At 42.7% G+C, this 22,887-nt stretch carries 22 protein-coding genes; 12 read left to right on the top strand and 10 right to left on the bottom strand.

What is annotated here, in order from left to right; genetic code table 11:
• Positions 1-24 precede the first annotated feature (24 nt).
• A complete protein-coding gene (locus tag DXB58_RS23595; RefSeq protein WP_004296651.1) occupies positions 25-909 on the bottom strand; it encodes a DUF3078 domain-containing protein in 885 nt (294 codons plus the stop codon).
• A 198-nt stretch (positions 910-1,107) separates the two neighbouring features.
• A complete protein-coding gene (tpx, locus tag DXB58_RS23590; protein ID WP_004296650.1) occupies positions 1,108-1,608 on the bottom strand; it encodes a thiol peroxidase in 501 nt (166 codons plus the stop codon).
• A 137-nt stretch (positions 1,609-1,745) separates the two neighbouring features.
• Between tpx and DXB58_RS23585 the strand changes: the two genes are divergently transcribed.
• The 4 genes from DXB58_RS23585 to DXB58_RS23570 all read left to right on the top strand — a co-directional run bounded on the left by DXB58_RS23585 (position 1,746) and on the right by DXB58_RS23570 (position 4,548).
• Positions 1,746-2,309 carry an HdeD family acid-resistance protein gene (locus DXB58_RS23585; protein WP_004296649.1) on the top strand — a complete coding sequence of 188 codons (564 nt, stop codon included), beginning with the start codon at positions 1,746-1,748 and terminating at the stop codon, positions 2,307-2,309.
• Between the two features lie 83 nt (positions 2,310-2,392).
• The gene (locus DXB58_RS23580) at positions 2,393-2,872 is read left to right on the top strand and encodes a DUF4494 domain-containing protein (RefSeq protein WP_004296648.1); all 480 of its coding nucleotides are present in this window, start codon (positions 2,393-2,395) and stop codon (positions 2,870-2,872) included.
• A 6-nt stretch (positions 2,873-2,878) separates the two neighbouring features.
• Complete coding sequence (locus DXB58_RS23575) at positions 2,879-3,547, top strand: YggS family pyridoxal phosphate-dependent enzyme (protein ID WP_122138445.1); 669 nt, start codon at positions 2,879-2,881, stop codon at positions 3,545-3,547.
• Between the two features lie 23 nt (positions 3,548-3,570).
• Entirely contained in the window at positions 3,571-4,548 is a 978-nt protein-coding gene (locus tag DXB58_RS23570) for a dihydroorotate dehydrogenase-like protein (protein WP_004296646.1), read from the top strand.
• Positions 4,549-4,668: 120 nt separating this feature from the next.
• Here the strand turns inward: DXB58_RS23570 and DXB58_RS23565 are convergent, their stop codons facing one another.
• Complete coding sequence (locus tag DXB58_RS23565; protein WP_004296645.1) at positions 4,669-5,994, bottom strand: PhoH family protein; 1,326 nt, start codon at positions 5,992-5,994, stop codon at positions 4,669-4,671.
• 131 nt (positions 5,995-6,125) lie between these two features.
• Between DXB58_RS23565 and DXB58_RS23560 the strand changes: the two genes are divergently transcribed.
• Positions 6,126-7,616, top strand: a complete 1,491-nt coding sequence (locus DXB58_RS23560) for a folylpolyglutamate synthase/dihydrofolate synthase family protein (protein ID WP_122138444.1) — start codon at positions 6,126-6,128, stop codon at positions 7,614-7,616.
• Here the strand turns inward: DXB58_RS23560 and DXB58_RS23555 are convergent.
• Entirely contained in the window at positions 7,584-7,958 is a 375-nt protein-coding gene (locus DXB58_RS23555) for a RidA family protein (protein WP_004303886.1), read from the bottom strand. The two genes, DXB58_RS23560 and DXB58_RS23555, sit on opposite strands and share 33 nt — an antisense overlap.
• Positions 7,959-8,053: 95 nt before the next feature.
• Between DXB58_RS23555 and DXB58_RS23550 the strand changes: the two genes are divergently transcribed.
• From DXB58_RS23550 to DXB58_RS23540, 3 genes are read left to right on the top strand one after another with little or no spacing between them, the layout of a single operon-like run.
• On the top strand, positions 8,054-9,670 hold the full coding sequence (locus DXB58_RS23550) for an SUMF1/EgtB/PvdO family nonheme iron enzyme (protein WP_004321203.1): 1,617 nt from the start codon (positions 8,054-8,056) through the stop codon (positions 9,668-9,670).
• Between the two features lie 21 nt (positions 9,671-9,691).
• Positions 9,692-10,360, top strand: coding sequence for a hypothetical protein (locus tag DXB58_RS23545; RefSeq protein WP_004310258.1), 669 nt, complete (start codon positions 9,692-9,694; stop codon positions 10,358-10,360).
• A 20-nt stretch (positions 10,361-10,380) separates the two neighbouring features.
• On the top strand, positions 10,381-13,662 hold the full coding sequence (locus DXB58_RS23540) for a CHAT domain-containing tetratricopeptide repeat protein (RefSeq protein WP_122138443.1): 3,282 nt from the start codon (positions 10,381-10,383) through the stop codon (positions 13,660-13,662).
• Here DXB58_RS23540 and DXB58_RS23535 read toward each other — a convergent pair.
• From DXB58_RS23535 to DXB58_RS23510, 6 genes are all read right to left on the bottom strand, one after another.
• Positions 13,637-13,930, bottom strand: coding sequence for a RyR domain-containing protein (locus tag DXB58_RS23535; protein ID WP_004303891.1), 294 nt, complete (start codon positions 13,928-13,930; stop codon positions 13,637-13,639). The two genes, DXB58_RS23540 and DXB58_RS23535, sit on opposite strands and share 26 nt — an antisense overlap.
• Positions 13,931-13,952: 22 nt before the next feature.
• Positions 13,953-15,020 (bottom strand): RyR domain-containing protein, encoded by a 1,068-nt coding sequence (locus DXB58_RS23530; RefSeq protein WP_122138453.1) that lies wholly within the window; start codon positions 15,018-15,020, stop codon positions 13,953-13,955.
• Positions 15,021-15,024: 4 nt separating this feature from the next.
• The gene (locus DXB58_RS23525; protein WP_115485079.1) at positions 15,025-15,597 is read right to left on the bottom strand and encodes a sigma-70 family RNA polymerase sigma factor; all 573 of its coding nucleotides are present in this window, start codon (positions 15,595-15,597) and stop codon (positions 15,025-15,027) included.
• 4 nt (positions 15,598-15,601) lie between these two features.
• Positions 15,602-17,860, bottom strand: a complete 2,259-nt coding sequence (locus DXB58_RS23520; protein ID WP_122138442.1) for a hypothetical protein — start codon at positions 17,858-17,860, stop codon at positions 15,602-15,604.
• A gap of 126 nt (positions 17,861-17,986) precedes the next feature.
• On the bottom strand, positions 17,987-18,493 hold the full coding sequence (locus tag DXB58_RS23515; RefSeq protein WP_122138441.1) for a DUF805 domain-containing protein: 507 nt from the start codon (positions 18,491-18,493) through the stop codon (positions 17,987-17,989).
• 137 nt (positions 18,494-18,630) lie between these two features.
• Positions 18,631-18,990, bottom strand: a complete 360-nt coding sequence (locus DXB58_RS23510) for a hypothetical protein (protein WP_004303898.1) — start codon at positions 18,988-18,990, stop codon at positions 18,631-18,633.
• 154 nt (positions 18,991-19,144) lie between these two features.
• On the opposite strand from DXB58_RS23510, the gene DXB58_RS23505 reads away from it, so the two are divergent.
• The 4 genes from DXB58_RS23505 (at position 19,145) to DXB58_RS23495 (ending at position 22,846) form a co-directional block, all read left to right on the top strand.
• Positions 19,145-21,472: a DUF3987 domain-containing protein gene (locus tag DXB58_RS23505; protein WP_122138440.1), complete on the top strand. Its 2,328-nt coding sequence runs from the start codon at positions 19,145-19,147 to the stop codon at positions 21,470-21,472.
• 256 nt (positions 21,473-21,728) lie between these two features.
• Complete coding sequence (locus DXB58_RS23500; protein WP_004303900.1) at positions 21,729-22,217, top strand: HU family DNA-binding protein; 489 nt, start codon at positions 21,729-21,731, stop codon at positions 22,215-22,217.
• A gap of 70 nt (positions 22,218-22,287) precedes the next feature.
• Positions 22,288-22,386: a smalltalk protein gene (locus DXB58_RS27755; protein ID WP_004303901.1), complete on the top strand. Its 99-nt coding sequence runs from the start codon at positions 22,288-22,290 to the stop codon at positions 22,384-22,386.
• Between the two features lie 16 nt (positions 22,387-22,402).
• On the top strand, positions 22,403-22,846 hold the full coding sequence (locus DXB58_RS23495; protein WP_122138439.1) for an N-acetylmuramoyl-L-alanine amidase: 444 nt from the start codon (positions 22,403-22,405) through the stop codon (positions 22,844-22,846).
• Positions 22,847-22,887 lie beyond the last annotated feature (41 nt).

The following is a 22,887-nucleotide window of genomic DNA, read 5'->3' as shown; positions in this document are numbered from 1 at the left end:
TTTTTTGTGGTAGATAAGAGCTAATTAGAAATTAAACTGAACTCCTACTCCCAATATCTCTTTAAATTGCACACGAGCACCTTTTGTACCATCCTTTTGCACGATTTTCACATCATCGTCATACATCAGGTTAGTAGTAAGTGTGGTTGAGAACCATTTATTGATAATCATATTTACTTGTACTTCCCAGTTCACATCTATATTCAGCGGCTTATGCAGATAATCGGAATATAGATCCAAACGTGAATATACCGTCATATTTTTCAAGAATTCATATTTGGCTTCTCCTTTCAAGTTAGCACCGAAGCTGGATAATAGATGTTTGCCCGGATCCACTCCATAAGCTCCTTCGTCAGAGAGACGGTCATTGAGTACAAATGTTCCGCGCCACGCAGCAGGAGACAATACAACGGTAAATATCTTACCCGGATCATACGTAAAGCCCAAACCGGTAGTCAAATAGGCAGGAGCCATAAATTCGGAGATAGCAATGTCTTTATTGACGGAGTAGTCGTATCCTGGAGAAAACTGTGTCTGGAAAGTGGCGAACGCACTGGCATACCAACTTTTGGCAATAGCATAGCCATAATTCGTATTCAAATAGATTTTATCATTTGCTTTCCTGGTTCCGTCGTCACCGGTCTTATTTAATCCATAAGCCAGTTCGATACGATTATTCCACAGATGTTTTCCTTTCTTATAATTAATCTGATAAGTGCCCTGCAAGTCAAAGGCAACGGAGTTATCACCTCCGGCAGCCCAATTAGTGAGGCTCACTTGCGTTAGTTTCAGTCCGGCAAATCCTTCTTTTGTCCAGGGAGAAATTTGTGTACTATCGGCAGTTTGGGCCGACAAGGTTCCAACGCCCATACATAACAGGGCGATGAATAGAGTTTTCATTTTGTTCATGATAGTTGAGGTTTAGTGTAGAAAAAACACAACCTAACAAGAACGGAGCCTTGGCAGTTTACCAAGCCTTTTTACCAGTTCCCATTAGGTCAAAATCTTTAAGATAAGTAGCAGGCTTAAGTATTAAGTATTAGCCATATTCGTTTATTAGCTGCAACTAATAGTTAATACCTAATACTTAATACTCCATATTCTATATTACTTTACAGCAGCTAAGGCTTTGTCATAATCAGGCTCCTGGGTGATTTCAGGAACAAGTTCCGTATATGCAATTTTGCCATCTTTGCCAATCACAACTACCGCACGCGCCAAAAGTCCTGCTAACGGACCATCTGCCATACGCACTCCGTAACTTTCGTCGAAATCAGAGAAGCGGAAATCAGACAATGGAATTACATTTTCAATACCTTCTGTCGTACAGAAACGGCCGTGTGCAAAAGGAAGATCCTTAGAAATAGCCAATACTACCGTATCTTTCAATCCGGCAGCCATTTTATTAAACTTACGTACAGAAGTTGCACATACGCTGGTATCCAGACTGGGGAAAATATTTAAAATCACATTTTTACCATTTAAATCTTTCAGAGAGAAAGAAGATAAATCTGTTTTTACCAGCTCGAAGTCAGGAGCTACCTTACCTACTTGTATAAATTCACCGATCAGTTTCACCGGTTGTCCTTTGAAATTTGTTGTTGCCATAATGCATGTATATTTAAAATTTACTTTATATAGGAAACAACTATTCCCCCAAATATGTTCACGGAAAACCTTTTCTAAATTCAATTTGTTATTCCTCAACGAAATCACTCTAGTGTTCAATTTAAAATATAAAATGTATGGAAACTGTATTCAATGAGATTCAACATTCAGTAAAAAATTGGTGGACTTCTCTTCTTTTGGGAATCGTGTATATCATTGTAGCCCTTTGGCTCATGTTCTCACCCGTAAGCACCTATGTAGCTCTAAGCATCATTTTCAGTGTATCGATGCTGATAAGCGGTATTCTGGAAATCATCTTTGCTCTTAGCAACCGGAAAGGTGTCCCGAGCTGGGGGTGGTATATCGTAGGAGGACTCATCGACCTCGTTCTGGGTATTTACCTGATTGCCTATCCGATGGTCAGCATGGAAGTTATCCCTTTCATCATAGCCTTCTGGCTTATGTTCCGAGGGTTCTCCTCCACCGGCTATTCCATCGACCTGAAACGTTACGGAACCCGCGACTGGGGCTGGTACATGGCTTTCGGTATTCTTGCCATCCTGTGCTCTCTTTTAATATTATGGCAACCCGCCATAGGAGCGCTCTACGCAGTGTATATGATTTCTTTTGCTTTCCTCATCATCGGACTTTTCCGTGTCATGCTTTCATTTGAATTAAAGAATCTGCATAAAAGAAAATAAAAAGCTTTCGGCACTTACTTTGGGATTTTGTTTATCTTTGTAGGCAATTTACATAAATCAATTAATTAAAAAGGAAGAAAATTATGGCAATGCATACATGGTTTGAGTGCAAGATCCGTTATGAAAAAGTAATGGAAAACGGAATGCAGAAGAAAGTAACTGAACCTTATCTTGTTGACGCACTCAGTTTTACAGAAGCAGAAGCACGGATTATTGAAGAAATGACTCCGTTTATCTCCGGAGAATTTACCGTTTCGGATATTAAACGTGCCAACTATAGCGAACTTTTCCCTAGCGACGAAGAAAGTGCCGACCGCTGGTTCAAATGCAAACTTATTTTCATCACTCTGGATGAAAAAAGCGGTGCTGAAAAAAAGACTTCCACCCAAGTACTGGTACAAGCTGCCGACTTGCGCGACGCAGTCAAGAAGCTGGATGAAGGAATGAAAGGAACCATGGCAGATTATCAGATCGGTATGGTATCCGAGACTCCGCTCATGGATGTATATCCTTACAGCGCCGAACCGAATGACAAACCGGAATTTGATCCATCAAAAGCATAAGTAACAATGAGTATTGCTGACAATTTAAAGCAAGTGCTGGCCGAACTCCCTCAAGGAGTCCGGCTGGTTGCTGTCTCAAAATTCCATCCCAATGAAGCGATAGAAGAAGCATATCAGGCGGGACAGCGTATTTTTGGAGAAAGCAAAGTGCAGGAAATGACAGCTAAATACGAAAGTTTGCCCAAAGACATTGAATGGCATTTCATCGGACACCTGCAGACGAACAAAATCAAATACATGATACCATACGTAGCGATGATTCATGGAATTGATAGTTATAAACTGCTGGCCGAAGTCAACAAACAAGCTGTCAAAGCGGGACGTACAGTGAACTGCCTATTGCAGATTCACGTTGCGCAGGAAGAAACCAAATTTGGTTTCAGTCCCGAAGAATGTAAGGAGATGTTGAATGCCGGAGAATGGAAAGAGCTGACTCATGTACGCATCTGCGGATTAATGGGGATGGCCAGCAACACCGATTGCATTGAACAAATCAACCGGGAATTTGGTTTACTAAATAGGCTCTTTAACAAGATAAAAACAACTTGGTTCATCCACTCCGATACTTTCTGCGAGCTGTCGATGGGAATGTCACATGACTACCACGAAGCCATTGCCGCAGGAAGTACGCTGGTACGGGTAGGAAGCAAGATTTTCGGAGAACGAATTTATTAATCAGGAGTAAAAAACATATTGCTATGACCGATTTAAAAACTACTTTCGCAGGGCTTTCCCTTAGAAACCCTATCATTATCAGTAGCTCGGGGCTGACCAACAGTGCCGGCAAAAACAAAAAATTGGCCGAAGATGGTGCCGGTGCAATTGTTCTGAAATCACTGTTTGAGGAACAGATCATGCTGGAAGCAGACCAACTGAAAGATCCGGCTTTCTATCCGGAAGCCAGTGACTATCTGGAAGAATATATCCGTGAGCACAAGCTATCCGAATACCTGACTTTAATAAAAGAAAGTAAGAAGGTATGCCCCATTCCTATCATTGCCAGCATCAACTGCTACACTGATTCCGAATGGATTGACTTTGCAAAGATGATTGAAGAAGCCGGTGCCGACGCATTGGAAATCAATATCCTTGCCCTGCAATCGGAAGTGCAATATACATACGGTTCATTCGAACAACGCCACATCGATATTCTCCGCCACATTAAAAAAACAATCAAGATACCTGTAATCATGAAACTGGGTGATAACCTGACAAATCCTGTGGCATTAATCGATCAGTTGTATGCCAACGGTGCAGCAGCAGTTGTTCTCTTCAACCGTTTCTATCAGCCGGACATCAATATCGAAAAGATGGAGCATATTTCAGGCGAAATATTCAGCAATGCTTCCGACCTCGCCATTCCGCTTCGTTGGATCGGAATTGCGTCTGCAGTAGTAGACAAGATCGACTATGCAGCTTCCGGTGGTGTTGCCAATGCAGAATCAGTAGTGAAAGCTATCCTTGCCGGTGCTTCGGCTGTAGAAGTTTGTAGCGCAGTCTATCTAAATACAAATGCATTCATCGGAGAAGCCAACCGCTTCCTCTCTGCATGGATGGAACGCAAAGGGTTCAGGAATATAGCTCAATTCAAAGGCAAACTGAATATTAAGGATGTTCAGGGTGTTAATACATTCGAACGTACACAGTTCCTGAAATATTTCGGAAAGAAAGAATAAGGAAAAAGTATACTAAATCAATAAAGAAAACGGTGAACAAATTGTGCTATTTGCAACAGGATGTTCACCGTTTTCTTTTTTAATCACTTATTAATTTATCTCGCTTAGCAGAGAAATCTGTTATAACAGGTTGCTTGCCAGTTCACTCAATTCACTTCGTTCACCTTTCAGCAAATTGACGTGTGCAAAGATATTCTGGTCTTTCATACGATCAATCATATATACCAAGCCATTGGACTGACTATCCAGATAAGGTTGGTCAATCTGCTGGATATCTCCCGTAAATACCATCTTCGTACCTTCTCCTGCACGGGTGATGATTGTCTTTATTTCATTCGGGGTCAGATTCTGCGCTTCGTCAATGATGCAATACATTTCGCTCAAACTACGACCACGGATAAATGCCAGAGCTTCAATCACCAGCTGCTCGCTTTTCTGCATATCTTCTATGCGCTTCACTTCGGTAGAGTTTGTAGCAAACTGACGTTTTATGACGTTCAGGTTATCAAACAACGGCTGCATATAAGGAGCTACTTTTTCCTGTGCGTCTCCCGGAAGGAAACCGATATCCTTATTGGAAAGCGCCACAACGGGACGTGCCAGCAAAATCTGTTTGTAATCCGTCAGCTTGCCCAAAGCAGCAGCCAAAGCCAGCAATGTCTTACCTGTTCCCGCTTTTCCTGTCAGAGCCACCAGTTTGATGTTCGGGTCATTCAGAATCTCAAAAGCAAAACTCTGTTCCGCATTCCGTGGTTCGATTCCATAATTCTTACCCTTCATCACACGGATAATAGAATGGGTAAAAGGATTGTAGCGTGCCAATACACTATTCCGGTCACTCTTCAATACAAAACATTCATTGGGATGAATCAAATCCTTAAAGTCAAATTCACTCAAGTCAATGCCTTCCTTTGAAGAATAAATACGGTCGATCAATGCCGGATCTACATTTTCAAAAATCTCATTAGATTTCTCGAACACATCTACATTTACCACCTTATCCGTAATATAATCTTCGCAAAGCAGACCGATTGAACGGGCTTTCATGCGCAGATTCACATCTTTGGTCACTAAGATAGATTTCATTTTCGGATACTTGTCGGTCAAGTATTCGGTTGCCGCCAAAATCAAATGATCGGGTTTCTTTATAGGAAACGATTCCCACACTTTGGCAGCCGGCACATTACTTGTCACGACAAACAGACGTCCCAATCCTTCGCCAAGCTTCACTCCGTCGGAGAAAAGCTCGTCGCTTGTCAGCACATCCAATTCGCGCACGAACTCACGAGCATTGAAATTTATCTGCTCGTTTCCTTTTTTGAACTTATCCAGTTCTTCGAGTACAACAAGAGGGAGGTAAATATCATTTTCCTGAAAATTCTTCAAGCAATTGTAGTCGTGAAGAATAACATTTGTGTCTAGCACAAAATTTTTCTTAGTTCCCATGATTTCTTAGATTTAAATGTTGATATTTGCAATCTCATTCGCCAATCCCCCATTTATAGTCAGATTGACGGTTCTAAAGATAAACAAATTAGTGGGCAATAAAGATTGCCCGACGTTAAATATTATAAAACATGGACTATCAGAACACTTTAAAGTACTTATATGAGAGTGCGCCAATGTTTCAACAAATAGGAGGCAAAGCATATAAGCCGGGTTTAGAGACCACACACAAATTGGACGAACATTTTGGGCATCCTCATCAACAATTCAAGACGATACATATCGCCGGAACCAATGGAAAAGGATCCTGTTCACATACCATCGCAGCCGTATTGCAGTGCGCCGGTTACCGGGTAGGACTATTCACCTCCCCTCATTTAATCGACTTCCGCGAACGTATCCGTATCAACGGTGAGATGATATCGGAAGAGTATGTAGTCAATTTCGTAGAAGAGCATCGCTCTTTCTTCGAGCCGCTGCACCCTTCATTCTTCGAACTGACCACCGCTATGGCATTCCGTTATTTTGCCGACCAGAAAGTAGATGTAGCAGTTATCGAAGTAGGCATGGGCGGAAGATTGGACTGTACGAATATCATCCATCCGGATTTGTGTGTTATCACCAACATAGGCCTCGACCACACCCAATATCTGGGTGACACGCTGACGAAGATTGCCAAAGAGAAAGCCGGAATTATCAAAGAAGGAGTTCCGGTCGTTATCGGCAGAGCCCAAGGGGCAGTGAAACGTGTATTTACCATGAAAGCTAAAGAAAAGAATGCGCCTATCGAATATGCCCGTGAAAATGCCCGGTACTGGGACATGGAAATAGTTCCTTATTCGAAATTGCAAGAAATAAGACCGATGATGGACAACACAATTCAGAGCATGCACGAAATGATCGAAGCAATGGACGAACAATCAGAAGAAGAGGCAAACCAGATGCGGCAAGCATTACTCATGTTAGACCTGTCAGACAGTCTACGTACGCTAGACCAGATACTCGACAAAAGAAAAGATGCTATCAAAATCCACAATGAGATGTTTCCTTTCGGACTTTTCACAGAGTTGAGCGGAGCTTACCAATTCGAAAATATGTTTACCATCCTAAAAGCCCTTGCGACACTGACCCGTCTGAACTACAACATCAGATCCCAGGACTATCGCACAGGTCTTGCAAACGTATGTCAGCTCACCGGTCTGATGGGGCGTTGGCAGAAAGTACACAGCTATCCGGATATTATCTGTGACACGGGACATAATGTTGATGGAATCGAATATATCCATGTACAGCTCAATGCCATTCACAAAACCTTCGATCAGGAGATCCATATTGTATTCGGCATGGTCAATGACAAAGACATCCGGGGGGTTCTGCGAGCATTGCCGAAATATGCCACCTATTATTTTACCAAAGCAAGCGTTAAACGCGCGCTTCCGGAAAATGAACTACTGGCATTGGCAGAAGAAGCCGGATTGAAAGGTACCACCTACCCCACTGTTGTAGAAGCTGTACAGGCGGCAAAAAAGAACTGCCCCCCCAAAGATCTGATCTTTGTAGGAGGCAGCAGTTTCATTGTCGCAGATTTGTTAGCGAACCGCGATACACTCAATCTCTACTAACGCATCCTTTGGCAGAGCTTTTACGGCAACCGCCGAACGTGCCGGAAAGGCTCCGTCAAAATACGTGGCATACACACCGTTCATCCCTGCAAACAGGGACATATCCTGAAGAAAGACAGTGGTTTTGGCAATGTTTCCCATTGTCAATCCTGCTTCTTCAAGAATGTGTTTGATATTCTCCAACGACTGGCGAGCCTGTCCTTCTATCCCTTCAGCCATCTGTCCCGTAGCGGCATCAATAGGCAACTGACCGGACACAAATACCATACCATTGGCTTCTATCGCCTGACTATAAGGGCCGATAGCCCCCGGAGCTTTCTCACTGCAAATTACTTTTTTCATATATATTTCTTTTTTCTGTTTACCGAATTTCAAAGATAAAAATAAATTTCGAGTAAGATTGACAAATCTGTTTCTTTTTATTATCTTAGCAGCTGATGAGCAAGCATAATTACGACATATTCATAAGTTACCGTAAAAGATGTTCGGGCGACAAGCCTGAAATGCTACAACTGATGCTGGAAGAATCCGGATTCCGCAAAAGGGTGAGCTTTGATAAAGACAATTTAAACGGTCGGTTTGATGTTGAGTTGATTCGCCGTATTGATGAGTGCAAAGACTTCATTATGTTTATGGTGCCGGAGACGTTTACAACGATCCGCCCGCTCAATGAAGAAGCGGTCGAGACAGGCGAAAAAGCAACATGGGACATGGAAGAAGTGGCTTTCTACGAACGGATGGCATCCTTGACCTATGAAGAGTTTGAAACGGAAATTAAGCAGATCAGCCATACCGGAGAAATCGATTTTGTCCGGATAGAATTAGGCCGTGCGTTACACCGCCGGAGTAGAAACCCCAAACAGATAAATATCATTCCGATTGCTCCGCAGGAAAGTGAAAGCTATGATTTCGCCACCCTGCAACTACCACCGGACATTAGCGGATTAAAAGATTTTCAAGCTGTATTTTACAGTAACTCACGAGTAGCCCGATTCAAAGATATAAAGGGTGACCTCCTGAAACAAATGTTATCAAAACCTTCTTATGTATCTGCCAAATGGCTTGTGATGACTTTCATTGCTCTATCATTAATAGTAGCAGGAAGCAAAACTTATACTTCCATCCAAAGAACGGCAGAACAAAAACTGGAATTCAAGGATTGCCGCACTTATGACGATTATAGTAGTTTCATAAAGAAACACCCGGACAGTTCTTTGAAATCTACATGCGACTCCATCCTGCATGAATTCAATGCACTCCGGAATGACGGACGCGCTTCCGTAAACAACACCGGAAACAGGGATATAAAAGACAGAGAGAAAGAATGGGTAGACGTAAAATGGAATCCCACAATCACACTGCCCCAGCTCCGCTCCCTGGTGGACATGATGAATAATATGCTGCTGATTCCGGCCAAAAACAAAGAATTCATCATGGGGAAAACTATGGGAAAAGGATATGACTCACCGCAGCACACCGTTGTATTAAGTTCCGATTATTATATGTGTAAATACGAAGTAACACGTTCGTTGTGGTATGCCATTATGAATGACTCCATTGTTACGGAAGAAGGCATGCTGCCTATGACACATATAACGTGGAATGATGCAGAGGCCTTCACCAAGAAACTGAACAAGCTCACAGGTTTACCTTTTTCCCTCCCTACGGAGGCGCAATGGGAGTATGCAGCCGCCGGAGGCGAAAGCTATCCTTATGCCGGTTCAGACAACATTCGTGATGTAGCCTACTATGCCTCCAATGCCAATGAACGCCTGCATCCCGTTGGCGAGAAACGCGAAAACGGATTCGATTTATACGACATGTCAGGCAACGCCGCTGAATGGTGTACAGACTGGATGAGCCGGTATGAAAATACACGGGTCACAGATCCCCAAGGTCCGGCAGAGAATCCCGGACACCATAAAAAGATAGTGAGAGGAGGCAGCTACCTGGCCAACGAACGTGATATGGACATTCGCCATCGTAGCGTACAGACTTACGATACATCAGAACCACATATCGGATTTCGTGTGGTACTTAATCCTATTCAATAACACTATGAATGCAGAATAAAAATGAGCAGGAAAACTATTTTCAGAGTATTCATCCTCCTGTTTTTTTCCATCGGAGGGCAAATGAGTGCCAATGCACAGACAACGACACCCTTTGAAACGGTGTTCGACGCCTGTAAGAAAGCATGTGAAGCATTGGACGGCGGCTTTGCCAGTGGCGAACAACTGCTGGCAGTAAGCAAAACGCTGCGTGATGCAGCCCCTATCCCATTAACCGTCAAACAAACCAAGGGCGATGTCTTGAGCCTGAAAGGACATCTGGTATTTGACTACGAATTCATTCAAGCCTGCGTTGATAATGAAACAATCTATGAAATTGCGGACAAGTATGCAGCAGAAGCGAGGATGAGAGGTGATAAGGACTCCGCCAACAAAGTAAGATTAGATACCAAAATGGTGGCTGCCGGTCAGACCTGTACTTTCGAGATTCCGAGCTGTTCGGGAACCTCGCAGATAGGCTGTGTGGCAGAGGTGAATCGCTCTTTCAGTTGGAAAATAAAGACAATCGGTTATCAATCGAAAAGTGAACGGGAATACAAATGTAATGACAGTGTCCGGAAAGGTCTTCCTTTCCGTAAAGAAAAGGTTAGCTCGGACGAACGGTATAAAATCATCGTCTCGATCACCAATAAAAGCAAGAGAGACGGGAGCTTTGCCTTGATCTTATTTTAATCCACTAAAATCTCTATTATATGCGACAATTCATTCTATCTCTATTAGCCTGTCTATGTCTGACAGCCTACTCACAGACTACAAGCCAAGCCGACCTACTGGTTGAAGAAGCTCAAAAACTAGAAAGTAAACAAGATTACCCAACTGCCATTACCAAACTGAAACAAGCGGACGAATTATATGTCAAAACGGGAAAGACACAGAGTGCGGAACGCGCTACCTGCCTGCACATTCTCGGCCGTTGTTATCTGAATCTGGAACGTCCCGAAGGACTAACCTATACACAAATGGCAGCAGATATGCGCAAGACCATACTGGGCGAAACAAATATCAAATACATTTCCTCCCTGAACAACACAGGACTCTACTACCTGACTGTTGCAAAAGACTATCCTAAAGCAGCAGAAATTCATGGCAAGACATGGGAACTGTGCAGTCGCATTCAGCCCCGTCCTGAACAGGCATTCATGTTTCATATCAATCTCGCCCGCTGCTACATAGCTTTAGGAGAAATGGACAAAGCAAGTGCCATCGTAGAAGAGGAAATAGCCATCAGTAAAAAGATGTATGGCGAAAAGTCCCTTTCAGTTGCCCGTCAACTCCAGCAGATAGGTTCGTTGTACTACCTGTCGGGACGTAAAGATGTAGGAGTCACTTATTATGAGCAGGCTTTCAACATCTTTCCTGACGATTCAAAAGAATACGAGCAACTTCTCGATTGGATATCATCCATCTACGTGGAACTGAACAATCAGCCGAAAGTATTAGAATACATGAAATTGGTAGAAGCTCACAATAAAAAAGAATTGGAAAAGCCTTGCGACGAACCTGATTGCCTGACCGAGCGTGCCCAGTATTTTGCCAGCATAGGTAACAATGATAAGGCAAGGGCACATTTTCTGGATGCTTTAAAGAAATGCGATGTGAATACTGATAAGGAGATTGTTTTTAAAGTACGCCACAACTATGCGCAATTTCTTTCCGGAATACAAGATCACGCATCTGCCGGCGAATACTACGAACTGGCAGCAGACATCCTTCGCAACAATCCTGCCGAACAGGCTAAATTTGCATTGGAATCTTATCTGGGCGGACTCAATTATAGCATTGCCGCCAAGTATGAGGCCTCCAATCGTATGCTCAACCAGGCACTGTCGGTTTATGCACAGATGTTGCCGGACAGACTGGACAAATATGTAGACGCCTCCGTTGCATTGTGCCGTAACTACGGATTCACCAAGGAGTACGGAAAAGCCCTCGAAATACTCACAAAAGCCGAAAAACTGCTTCCGACGGGTGATAAGTCAGATAAGATGGGGGAAATTCTGCGTTCCAGAGGCAGTATCTTATACCGACAAAAACAATATGCAGAAGCAGCAGCAAACTACCAACAGGCTGCAGACATTTACAAAATTCTTCCCGGCAGTGATGTAAAATATCAGGATGCACTTAGCAGTCTGAATCGTTGCCACACCATGATGGGCAATGAGACAGCAGCCAAGCAGACAGAACAGGATGCCGAACGTCAACGAATGGCGGTTTTAAACAGGCTATTGAAAGAGAATCTTGAACAATTGGACGCTTATCGCCTACAATGGGGAGAAGACGGTTTGATGTATGTCTCCGCATTAGGGACTATCGCTGACATCTACTATACCCAAGGACAGACCGACAAGGCATTAGCCTATATGGAACCTTTCCTCTCCGGCGAAATAACCGCACTGCGTAATCTTTTCCGTCTCTCGAAAGCCGATGAACGCCTGGCATTCTGGAAGGATATCCGTTCCTCACTGGACAGTATTCCCCTCCGTGCAGCCAATATCGCCGCAACAGGTACACCTGAACAAAAACAACGTTTTGCCCGGTTAGGTTACGATGCATTATTGTTTTCGAAAGGTATTATGCTCAATTCGTCTATTGAACTGGAGTCTCTGATTCGCGCTTCGGGAGATAAATCCCTGCTCAACCAATACAACAAGGCTACCCTTATGGCGGAACAAATTTTATCCATGCAAAGTGAACTCCCGAATGCAACCAATCAGACGGAAGCACGGAAAAATATCATCCGCCAGAAAGAGGAGTATGAACAGCTGCAACTGGACTTGATGCGAAAATCTACTGATTTCGGCGACTATACCCGTTATCTTTCCGTCAAATGGCAAGACGTACAAAAGCATCTGCATGGAAACTCCATCGCCATAGAATTTGCTCTCATAGACGATGAACTACTAGCTCCGGACAAACACCTGGCCGCTTTCGTACTTCGTCCGGGCGACACGTCTCCCACCGCAATCAAGTTAATGAGTCAGAAATTGCTATCGAAAGAGATGCAATCGCCTACGGCTTTCACCACAACCGAAAACGGGGCACATTTCTGGAAAGCGCTGGATGAATATATCAGCAAAGCGGATACTATTTATTTTTCACCTGACGGGATACTTCATCAGTTACCTGTAGAATATCTTCCGTATGGAGCGGGTAACCTGCCGTTAGCATTCCAGAAAGCCGTCTATCGTTTATCGTCAACAAAAGAAATCGCACTCGACAAAGCTTCACTGAACTACTCATCAGCCGCACTTTTCGGAGGATTAGACTACGAAATGGCTTCAACCAAAGTTCGCAATATTGTTTCTACAGATCATAACTCCGGGAAATTCCGTAACGGACAGAATGGGTATCATGAGTTACCATATACGCTCAATGAAGTAAATAACGTAAATTCCCTATTGAAAGAAAAGAAGATTAAAACCAATCTATTCGTAGGTGAAAACGGAACGGAAAAGCAGTTCCGGGCACTCGACGGCAAAGCTGTTTCGTTGATTCACATAGCTACTCACGGAGACTATAAAGAATTGAAGCAACGTGAAGCCGATGATGCGATGAAGCATTGCTTCCTGATTATGTCCGGCGCCAATGCCACGGAAGAGAATAATGACGGACTGCTCCGTGCAGATGAAATCAGTACACTAAACCTCCGCGGTTGTCGTATGGTTGTTCTTTCTGCCTGCAACACCGGTCAAGGTACTCTTGGCGCGGATGGTCTTTTCGGTCTTCAACGAGGCTTTAAGAATGCAGGAGTACAAACCATCCTCATGACACTTTCAGCTGTTGACGACCAGGCCTCCATGCTTCTCATGACTAAATTCTATGAGAACATCATTTCAGGGTTATCCGAACGACAGGCTCTTATAAAAGCGCAACAGTACCTTCGTGAGAACGGATATGCAGACAGTAAATATTGGGCACCATTTATCTTGTTGGATGCAGGCAGATCGCCTATTCCTCATCCTTCGAGATCTTGAACCCTAGTTTCATAATCAGTTTCAAGGTTTCCACCGAAGAATTTCTGTCGTACACCTTTTCTTCTTCAGGCAATTCTTCATACGGGACCAGGCACGGATGCTGCTTCAACACATCATCCCGCTTTTTTCCATACGTCCAACCTTGTTCTATTCTGGTTTTCGACCAGACTTCATGAACATTCTTAGCCATTTCTTCTACCAGGTATTCCAACTCCTTCGGGAGTTGGATATGTCCTGTATCCACCGGATTGGGAATATACTCTTTCATTTTATGATTCATTATTTATATATTAGCGGAACAATTTCCAATCTATTTTTTTGCCACAATGACTGCAATATATTTGATCCATGAAGATATACGCACCACATTCACAGACTTTGGCATCACCTTCATTCTTCAATTTTCTCATCAGCTCATTATGAAGAGCCGTATCGCCCTGTTTGATAATACTATACCCCAGCTTTTTCATCAGCTTGATCGTATCAAACGCCATACGTCGATCATATTCTTTTTCCGAATAAGGAAGCATGGAATAAGGCACCATGTCCGGAGTCTCTTTCTTCTCGTCATCCCTCTGCGGTCCATAAGTCCATCCTTCTTCCTGACGCTGGTCGGCCCAGACTTCATGCGCATTTTCAGCAATGGCTTCACGCAATTCAATCAAATCAGTGCTCAATTCAACATCTTCCAGATCAATGGGCCGCGGATTATAATCCAGATCAGGCACTTTCACCCTCGCAAGATATGCTTTTGCATCATTCCATGCCGCAATAAAGTGATCCTTGGGATAGGCCGTACTTTCCTCTCCTGTTGCAGGATCATAAAGCGTCACTTCCTCTTCATTTACGTCAAGCACTACTGCTGCATGATAAGCAATTTCCTCCTCGCTATTTTCCGGCAACCGGCAACTATTTACCACAACAATCGCATCATGTCCGGCCTTGAGGGCACGTATGACACTGTCAATACTGGAACCATAACTACGCATCACAATCAATCCGCGTTGTTCGAGCAGGCGGCCTACACTATGCAAAGGAGTTCCCCTCTCCCTCAACCAACTGTTATTCCTGGCCTCCTCCGAGAGTTCATCCGAATTATATTCAATCTTTCTACGTTTCAAAATAAACTGCTCACACTGGAAATCACAAAGATTACCTTCCGATTTGGCTGCCATCTGCGCCATTGGCAGGAAGTCCGTTTCTTCATCATCAGCTCCCATCATGACATCCAACTGTTGAGACAAGATAAATTCCTCTTGCAAACTTTCATCAGTCGCCAGATATTCAAGTACCAAAGCTGTTTCTTCAGCATTCGTCTTACCTTCTTCAAAAGCAGCCAACAATTCTTCGGTTATCATATTTTTATCTTTTGTTTTCATACTTCTTCTTATCATTCATAGCTAAGTGAGCCAATGCTGCCAGCGCACGCTTTTTAATATTGTACAGATTAGCAACAGTTATTCCCATAGATAATGCTAAAAATTCAGGTTCGACCTCTTTGAGTACTAATTCCCTGATGACCATCACATACCGCTTATTCGACATCAGATCGAACAAACGTTCCAAATCAATCTTTGCGGCTATTTTCGATTCAGAGTCGTCTATTTCTTCTTCATGATTCTGCTCATAAAGAGGCTCTTTACTCTCGTCTTCTATCATCTGTTCACGTTTTTTCTGTTCCCGGAAAAAACGGATTGCCACAATCTTAATCCATGTTCCAATGGTGCTACGTCCCTCAAAATTACGAAGAACGGCAGCATCATTCTTCATTAGATGATAGTAGAGTTCGCTGATACATTCATCGTAATCAACCTGGTAATCAAATATCAGCTTAATTACATTGATAAACAACGGACGATATTTTATGTTGAAAAACCAATCGGTGATTTTTTCATCCCGATTGATTAATCCGTCGACTATTTCCTGATCTGTCATATAGTTAGTTCTTTTTCAATCTAAAACTTAGCTCAACCACACACTGGTCATAAGGGATGGTTTCCGGATATTTACTTCTTAAAATATCATTATCGACGATGCATTTATGCTTCTTCTGCTGAAAGTCTTTATCTCCGTCACACGTTACAAATCCTTGCAGTTCCATACATGCATTCCAACGCAAATGTTCGCACTTACTCAAATTATCAAATAATGTACTGGAAACAACGTCACAAACCTTAGAATAGTTCAATGTATGGGCATCACGCTGCGTCAGCTCAACCATCTCTTTCAATCTTTCCTTATTATCTTTGCCATCCTCTCCCATGGCCCCGGCTAAAAACTTTTTGGTATCGATATGCCATACATTAGCCCTATCCTGCTCTTCCTGATAAGCCAATTTAATTTGTGCATCCAAGCTATGCTTGTCCTGCAATGCCTCTCTACGCGCATTCCATTCTTCTTCCGCTGTTTGCTTCAGGCTTTCCTTCGCTTTCTTCTTCTCTTCAATTTCCTTCTCATTCGTTTCAGGCATTGCGTCAATCATAATTTTCTGATATGCATAATAAAATTCCTTTGCCAATACTTCAAGCACATCTGTCGATACCACATCGTACGAGAATATTTCTTCCTGCGCTCCAAAAGTTATGATTACATCCCGGGTATTGCCATAAATATTAAAATACTCTTTTATTTGCTTCAGCTGAATGGTGTTGCAACTTCCATTGACGCGCAGATAAATCCTAAAATCATTGAAACAATCCTTTCTATATCGATAGGCATATTCGTAGAGATCAATCGCCAATGCCATCCCTTCATTATCATTTCCTATAGCAATTACAACATAGTTTAGATCATGAATGATTTCAGAAAATTTTTCCCAAAAACGTTCGGAATGGATAGACATTTCTTCACACCATTCCAACTCATTTTTCCTCTCCTTCAAGGCAGGTGCTTTCATTAAAAAATCACCTTTCAATTCATCTATATGTTCATCAACCACATATATTTTTTGAGGGTTCCTATTGCCATTTACATCGATCAATGCCCCAAACTCATATAGAAAACGAAATGCATCACGTCCGGTTTCTCCAAAGCCAATAATCATCGACGTAAAAGGTTTCTTTACACAAGCCTTCGATGTATCGACATCTACAAAATTCACGGGGTGATTCCTCACATTCTTTTTTAATTGCAATACAGCAAGATTAGACGAGTCGATGATATGAATCTGATGTTTCAACCCATCACATATTTCCAACTTCTGGTTCTGGTTGTTCTTACGCGCATGGCAATAAATCTGAACCTGATTATGGACTCTATCTTCTTTACATTTCGCTATTTCCTTAAAAACAGACACCGCCTCCAGATTCAGTTCTTCATTGGGAGACAAGAAATAGAAAGTTGCCTGCGGGTACTTCTTGATTAGGTTTCCCAATCTCCTCAATCCGAGATATTTGTATAAATCAAATTCCGATTTGACTTTATCTATAACCCGGCCTGTGATTCCAAATTTAGAGTTAACCAGTATGCCGTCAAGCTCTTCTATCTTTTCTATGAATTTTTCAGTTCCGTCATGAGACGAATTAAAGAAATGACTGAATGTGAACCGGCCATGAGAACTGCTTTCATTAGCAGAAAGCAACCTCACGAAAATGAACTTACAATTCTCCCATCCTTCTTCATTCTTCCCCTTTGGCTCTGCCGCTTTTTTTCTTATACTGTTAGCCAGCAATATCGCATTATCATTGACACCCCAGAAAATAAACAGCCGGCATTTCTTCTTTCTTGAAAGATTCGCCATACATAACCGCACCCATGAGATGAATCTGAATCCTAACAGTTTGATGATAAAAACCGCACTCACTATAACGGCCAGGAAATGTATCACAGAAAATATCGTCATGTAGAAAGGATCATGATGCAGATCTTCAGGAACCTCCAAAAGATCGGAATGCGAAGCGAACATTTCCATAGAAGACAGAGCAGACCTAAACGCCAACGCTATCGAATTACTGTCACTCCCTCCCTCATTAAAAGCGTACCAATATATCAGGAAACCTGCAATAAATACTGTACCTGCAATCCATTTCAGGTTATCCACTAAGAATTTCCGCTTCTTAAAAAGCAGGTATACTAAACCTATCCCGATAATGATTAACAAAAGGGTAGAATATCCCCATTGATTTAAAAAACAAGGGTCTGTCGCGTGCTGTGCATTGCATTCACCAGTTTGAGAGATTACTGTGCTTAACATATACATATTCGATAGATTGATTATTTATTCTACAAATTTATACAAAATATTGAATAACAAACAGATTAGTAACAAAAAACCTCCTGCAATACGAATTTTGCAAGAGGCTTTCTTATTTCTTCTTTAATAAGATTATTCAGCTTTTTCTTTATTCTCCTCCGCTGGAGCTTCTGCAGGTGCGGGAGCATCCTCCACCGGCTTGTCAACTTTCACCTCTTCTCTTGAAACGTTTACAGTCACATTTACAGAAGCAGGCTGTGCCTGATATGGCATACGGTTTTTCGGATCTGCTCCGTAAGGATTAGGACCTACCGTACCATCTGCAAACAACATATACAATGCAAAAATCCAACCAATGATAGGCACACAGCACAACAAAATCAGCCAACCGGATTTGTTTAAGTCGTGCAGACGTTTCACACCCTGTGCCAAAGAGAACCAGATGGAAGCAATCATAGCAGCAAGACCGATCAATAAACCAAATACTGATCCACCGGCCGATCCGCTGGCAGCACCCAAAATAAATGTACCTACACCAAGTGCCCATGCAATACTAGAAACTACACCACCGATAATGCCCGACAGGAAATATTCAATTCTACGAATACGCCCGTCAAATGAGAAAGGAGCTTTGAACATAATTTATTAAGTTTATATGAATAAATAAGTGAGATATTCTCTGTGTTTCTCAATATGAAAGCAAAGATATAAAAAAAATTAAATAAAGAAAGGAACCGGGCAAAAAAATCGAAAAAATGCCCTATTTTCTGTAGAAATTACAATTTCACTCCATCCCAATGCATCACTGCCACCCATTCTGTCGGCTGACAAGTTCCGCAAGAACGATGCGGAACCGTAGCGACCACCAAGTCACAATGGGAAGACAGTACGATTCTTAACTCCTTCAGCAACATATCCAGCTGAATAATCAAATGAAGATATTTCGTCATACACCGGATCACCCGTACATACTGATAAATGCACATATCCTCTCCCCGCCTTATCTCCCCTAATGTTTTAGGAGAGATAGCGAATTCGCTTATGAAAAAACTGTTACTGAAAATACGATCCATATCCATTAAAGCCAATACCAAATTGCTTAAGAACTCATAAGGTTCCTGTTTTTCTTTTGCCATGTCATTCTATGATTAATAATTTATAATTTTTCAGTTTTTTATTTGCTTTATCAAGTGCTATCCACATAGGGAAGCAACCTTATTTTTAATATCTCGACCTTTGTTCCCGTTATCTGATAGTCAGGTAGCTCAATCTTACAAAAAACAATTTTATATGAAAGTCTTAGAAGAAATCAAAGTCTCGGTTTACGAAAATGTGTATTCAAAAAAGCCCCAAGTCATGTCTTTCCTTGAAGTCATTATTATGTGCATTCATCCGATCTATGCCTCCATCATAAACGCTATTCGGCGGTACCATGCAGAAGGAGACCATACCGCAGCACAGAAGCTGAAAAACCAACTCCCCTGCTTCACTCCGGCAGGCACATTCGACGGAGCGCACGCTATCAAAAACTTTCTTCTCTCCAGCCATATTGTCGGACTTGATTACGATCATGTAAAAGATCGTCTTCAAGTCATCCAACGTTGTGCGGCAGATCCCCACACAGTAGCGGCAATAGAAAGCCCTACCGACGGAGTGAAAGTTTTCGCCTATGTAGAAGGTATCGAAAACCGCCATCGTGAAGGGCAGCAACTAGTGAGCCGCTACTACAATCAACTGCTGGGATTGGAGAGTGACCCGGCATGCAAGGACGAAAGTCGCCTGTGTTATTTCAGTTATTCCCCCAACGGATATGTTGCGGCGCTCTATCAGGCATTTGTGTTGGAGCCACTTATAAAAGAAGAAACAAACACTTTCTCTGAAAATGAAGTGCTTCCTCCCTTTCCCCTTCAGGATAATACTCCGGAAAACGTGTCTGAAGAAGAAATCGCCCAATTTATTTCGTCCTATATTTTCTTTCATCCGCTAACAGCCGGTCAGCGCCATTCCAACGTCTTCAAACTTGCCTGCGAAGCCTGCCGCCGACACTATCCCCAGAAAAGCATATTACGCGAACTTTCTCTATTTTTCGAGCACACAGATTTTCGTTCCGAAGAGCTAACAAAGGTTTTATCGTCTGGATATAAACAAGTTAATGAACATGCACCCGCTTCCTCTCCGGCCAGCGCCCCTTCTTTTCAAAAGGACATAAGGACAAAAAGACAATATAGTACTGCAGAAAATTCCGATACCGACGACGAAGCCTATTGGCTGGGAGAAGAATTCCGAAAAGGAACTCCTTTATTTCCCCGCAGTTTGTACAATAATCTTCCCGACCTATTAAATGACTGTATCATTGAAGACGGAAGCGAACGCGAACAAGATGTCGCTCTCCTTTCCGATCTCACGGCCTTGAGCGCAGCACTTCCGCAGACTTTCGGAATTTATAATCATAAAAAATACTCCACGCATATATTCAGTGTCATACTTTCGCCTGCCGCCAGTGGTAAAAGCATCGCCCAAACCGGACGATACCTGTTGGAAGAAATACATTCAGAAATCCTGTCTACCAGTGAATCTATGATGAAAAACTACCAAACTGTACATAATAACTGGCAATCAGAATATCAAAAACAGAAAAAGAAAGGAGAAGCATGCTCCGAAGAACCGCAACGACCTCCTTTCAAAATGCTATTCATTCCTGCTACCACCAGCTATACCCGCATGCAAATGCAGATGCAGGACAACGGTCCACAGGGAAGCATCATTTTCGACACGGAGGCACAAACGCTATCCACAGCCAATCATCTGGATTGTGGCAATTTCGACGATATGCTCCGCAAGGCTTTTGAGCACGAAAATATAGATTCTTCCTACAAAGCCAACGGCCTCATTCCGATCTATATACGCCATCCCAAATTGGCTTTGTTGCTGACGGGTACTCCCGGACAAATAGACGGCCTATTGAGCAGCTACGAAAACGGATTGCCCAGCCGCACCCTGATTTACACTTTCCGCGAAGCTCCGCACTGGAAAGAAATGGGCGACGACTGCGTCTCACTGGAAGATTCTTTCAAACCGATTGCACATCGTGTCTCCGAATTATATCACTTCTGTCTGGCTCATCCGGTTCTTTTTCATTTCAACCGCCTGCAATGGAACCGTCTGAATGAGATTTTCTCACGTATGCTGTCCGAGGTGGCATTGGAAGGCAACGATGACCTCCAAGCCGTAGTGAAACGCTATGCTTTTCTGGTGATGCGCATCAGTATGATCCAGACCCGTATCCGGCAATTTGAGGCAACCGATCTTTCTCCCGAGATTTATTGCACGGACGCTGATTTTGAGCGTTCTCTTCAAATCGTTCTATGTTGTTACGAACATAGCCGGCTGTTGCACTCATCCATGCCATCTCCTTCGGTCCGTCCACTGAAGAATCCGGACACTATTCGTAATTTCGTTCAAGAGTTGCCCGACAGTTTCACGACAGACGAAGCGATTCAGATTGGCGCAAAATACGATTTCAACCATCGTAAGGTAACACGTCTGCTAAAATCGCTTAATGGAGTAAAGATCAATAAGATATCTCATGGTTCCTATACCAAGATGAATGAGCAATAGTCACATCTGTCCTTTTTGTCCTTTTGTCCTTTTGAAGAGTCCGGAAAAACATCGGGAGATTTGAAAAAAACATCTCAATGATTGAAATCAAACATTGGGAAGTTTCGATACAAATCTCCCGATGTTTTTTCTTTTTATCTGTGCGTCTGTGTGCGTCATTATGCGTCATGCCGCTTTCCCGATGTAGTACTTTTGTCATGTAATCGATTACAAGGCAATTAGACAATTAAAAATTAATGATTTAAAATTAAAAGTTATGGCACAGAATTACACTCTCATGGCTCGTAAGAACCTGTTGAAACCTAGTGAAACTCCGAAATTTTATGCAGTGGCGCGTAGCGGTCGTAAAGTGACGGTCAAGGAAGTTTGTAAACGTATCACTGAACGCTCTTCTTATTCCAAAGGGGAACTGGAAGGTTGTATCGGTGAGTTTTTGCTCGAAATCGTCAATGTACTGGAGGAAGGAAATATCGTCCAGATGGGTGACCTGGGTAATTTCCGTATGAGTATCAAGACCGGTACTCCTACCGATACGGCAAAGGAATTCAAGGCATCGTGCATTGATAAGGGCAAAGTGCTCTTTTATCCGGGTAGTGATCTCCGCAAGTTGTGTAAGACGTTGGATTATACACTGTATAAGAGTGATTCTTCCACTGATTTGGATAAAGATCCGCTTCCTGATGATGGCGGTGATGATAATCAGGGAGGTTCCGGCAGCGGGGAAGCTCCGGACCCGGCAGCATAATCAACCGGTTGTTGACTGGTTCTTGAGTTCATAATGTATCAGTAGTATTTATTCTTTAATTCAAATTTATATGAAAAAGCAACTTTGGAAAAACATTCTCCAATTTATCGTGACTATCGCGACTTCGATCATTTCAGCTATCGGTGTAACGTCCTGCGTGGGACACTAATCTCCTGCTGATCGATATGAAAAATTCAGAAGAAAACTATCTCCCACGTGAGATTAAGTTGTTGGTGATTCATTGCAGCGCAACGCGCTGCAATGTTTCCTTCACCGTAGAGCAGCTTCGACAATGTCACCTGCAACGAGGTTTCAAGGACATAGGGTATCATTTTTACATCACCCGTAATGGGGAACTTCACCATTGTCGCCCGGTATCAGAGCCCGGTGCACATTGCCGCGGTTTCAACCGGCATAGTATTGGAATTTGCTATGAAGGCGGGTTGGATGAAGCAGGTCGTCCGGCGGATACAAGAACACAGGCGCAGCGCTTCGCGCTACTTGACTTGTTGACGATTCTCAAACATCAATATCCGGATGCGCAAATCCTGGGACATTATCAGCTTAGTGCTTCGATTCATAAGGCTTGCCCCTGTTTTGACAGTCGAAAAGAGTATATGAATATATAAATCGAGTAGGAGGAAAACGAAGTAGTTTTCTTCCTACTTTC

The organism is Bacteroides sp. OM05-10AA (assembly GCF_003439055.1).
Classification (GTDB): domain Bacteria; phylum Bacteroidota; class Bacteroidia; order Bacteroidales; family Bacteroidaceae; genus Bacteroides; species Bacteroides intestinigallinarum.
This window is presented reverse-complemented; position numbering and strand designations above follow the sequence as displayed.

Bases quoted from the DNA above. Each gene is read 5' to 3' on its own strand.
- DXB58_RS23595 (WP_004296651.1), bottom strand. From the start codon at position 909: ATGAACAAAATGAAAACTCTATTCATCGCCCTGTTATGTATGGGCGTT.
- tpx (WP_004296650.1), bottom strand. From the start codon at position 1,608: ATGGCAACAACAAATTTCAAAGGACAACCGGTGAAACTGATCGGTGAA.
- DXB58_RS23585 (WP_004296649.1), top strand. From the start codon at position 1,746: ATGGAAACTGTATTCAATGAGATTCAACATTCAGTAAAAAATTGGTGG.
- DXB58_RS23580 (WP_004296648.1), top strand. From the start codon at position 2,393: ATGGCAATGCATACATGGTTTGAGTGCAAGATCCGTTATGAAAAAGTA.
- DXB58_RS23575 (WP_122138445.1), top strand. From the start codon at position 2,879: ATGAGTATTGCTGACAATTTAAAGCAAGTGCTGGCCGAACTCCCTCAA.
- DXB58_RS23570 (WP_004296646.1), top strand. From the start codon at position 3,571: ATGACCGATTTAAAAACTACTTTCGCAGGGCTTTCCCTTAGAAACCCT.
- DXB58_RS23565 (WP_004296645.1), bottom strand. From the start codon at position 5,994: ATGGGAACTAAGAAAAATTTTGTGCTAGACACAAATGTTATTCTTCAC.
- DXB58_RS23560 (WP_122138444.1), top strand. From the start codon at position 6,126: ATGGACTATCAGAACACTTTAAAGTACTTATATGAGAGTGCGCCAATG.
- DXB58_RS23555 (WP_004303886.1), bottom strand. From the start codon at position 7,958: ATGAAAAAAGTAATTTGCAGTGAGAAAGCTCCGGGGGCTATCGGCCCT.
- DXB58_RS23550 (WP_004321203.1), top strand. From the start codon at position 8,054: ATGAGCAAGCATAATTACGACATATTCATAAGTTACCGTAAAAGATGT.
- DXB58_RS23545 (WP_004310258.1), top strand. From the start codon at position 9,692: ATGAGCAGGAAAACTATTTTCAGAGTATTCATCCTCCTGTTTTTTTCC.
- DXB58_RS23540 (WP_122138443.1), top strand. From the start codon at position 10,381: ATGCGACAATTCATTCTATCTCTATTAGCCTGTCTATGTCTGACAGCC.
- DXB58_RS23535 (WP_004303891.1), bottom strand. From the start codon at position 13,930: ATGAAAGAGTATATTCCCAATCCGGTGGATACAGGACATATCCAACTC.
- DXB58_RS23530 (WP_122138453.1), bottom strand. From the start codon at position 15,020: ATGATAACCGAAGAATTGTTGGCTGCTTTTGAAGAAGGTAAGACGAAT.
- DXB58_RS23525 (WP_115485079.1), bottom strand. From the start codon at position 15,597: ATGACAGATCAGGAAATAGTCGACGGATTAATCAATCGGGATGAAAAA.
- DXB58_RS23520 (WP_122138442.1), bottom strand. From the start codon at position 17,860: ATGTATATGTTAAGCACAGTAATCTCTCAAACTGGTGAATGCAATGCA.
- DXB58_RS23515 (WP_122138441.1), bottom strand. From the start codon at position 18,493: ATGTTCAAAGCTCCTTTCTCATTTGACGGGCGTATTCGTAGAATTGAA.
- DXB58_RS23510 (WP_004303898.1), bottom strand. From the start codon at position 18,990: ATGGCAAAAGAAAAACAGGAACCTTATGAGTTCTTAAGCAATTTGGTA.
- DXB58_RS23505 (WP_122138440.1), top strand. From the start codon at position 19,145: ATGAAAGTCTTAGAAGAAATCAAAGTCTCGGTTTACGAAAATGTGTAT.
- DXB58_RS23500 (WP_004303900.1), top strand. From the start codon at position 21,729: ATGGCACAGAATTACACTCTCATGGCTCGTAAGAACCTGTTGAAACCT.
- DXB58_RS27755 (WP_004303901.1), top strand. From the start codon at position 22,288: ATGAAAAAGCAACTTTGGAAAAACATTCTCCAATTTATCGTGACTATC.
- DXB58_RS23495 (WP_122138439.1), top strand. From the start codon at position 22,403: ATGAAAAATTCAGAAGAAAACTATCTCCCACGTGAGATTAAGTTGTTG.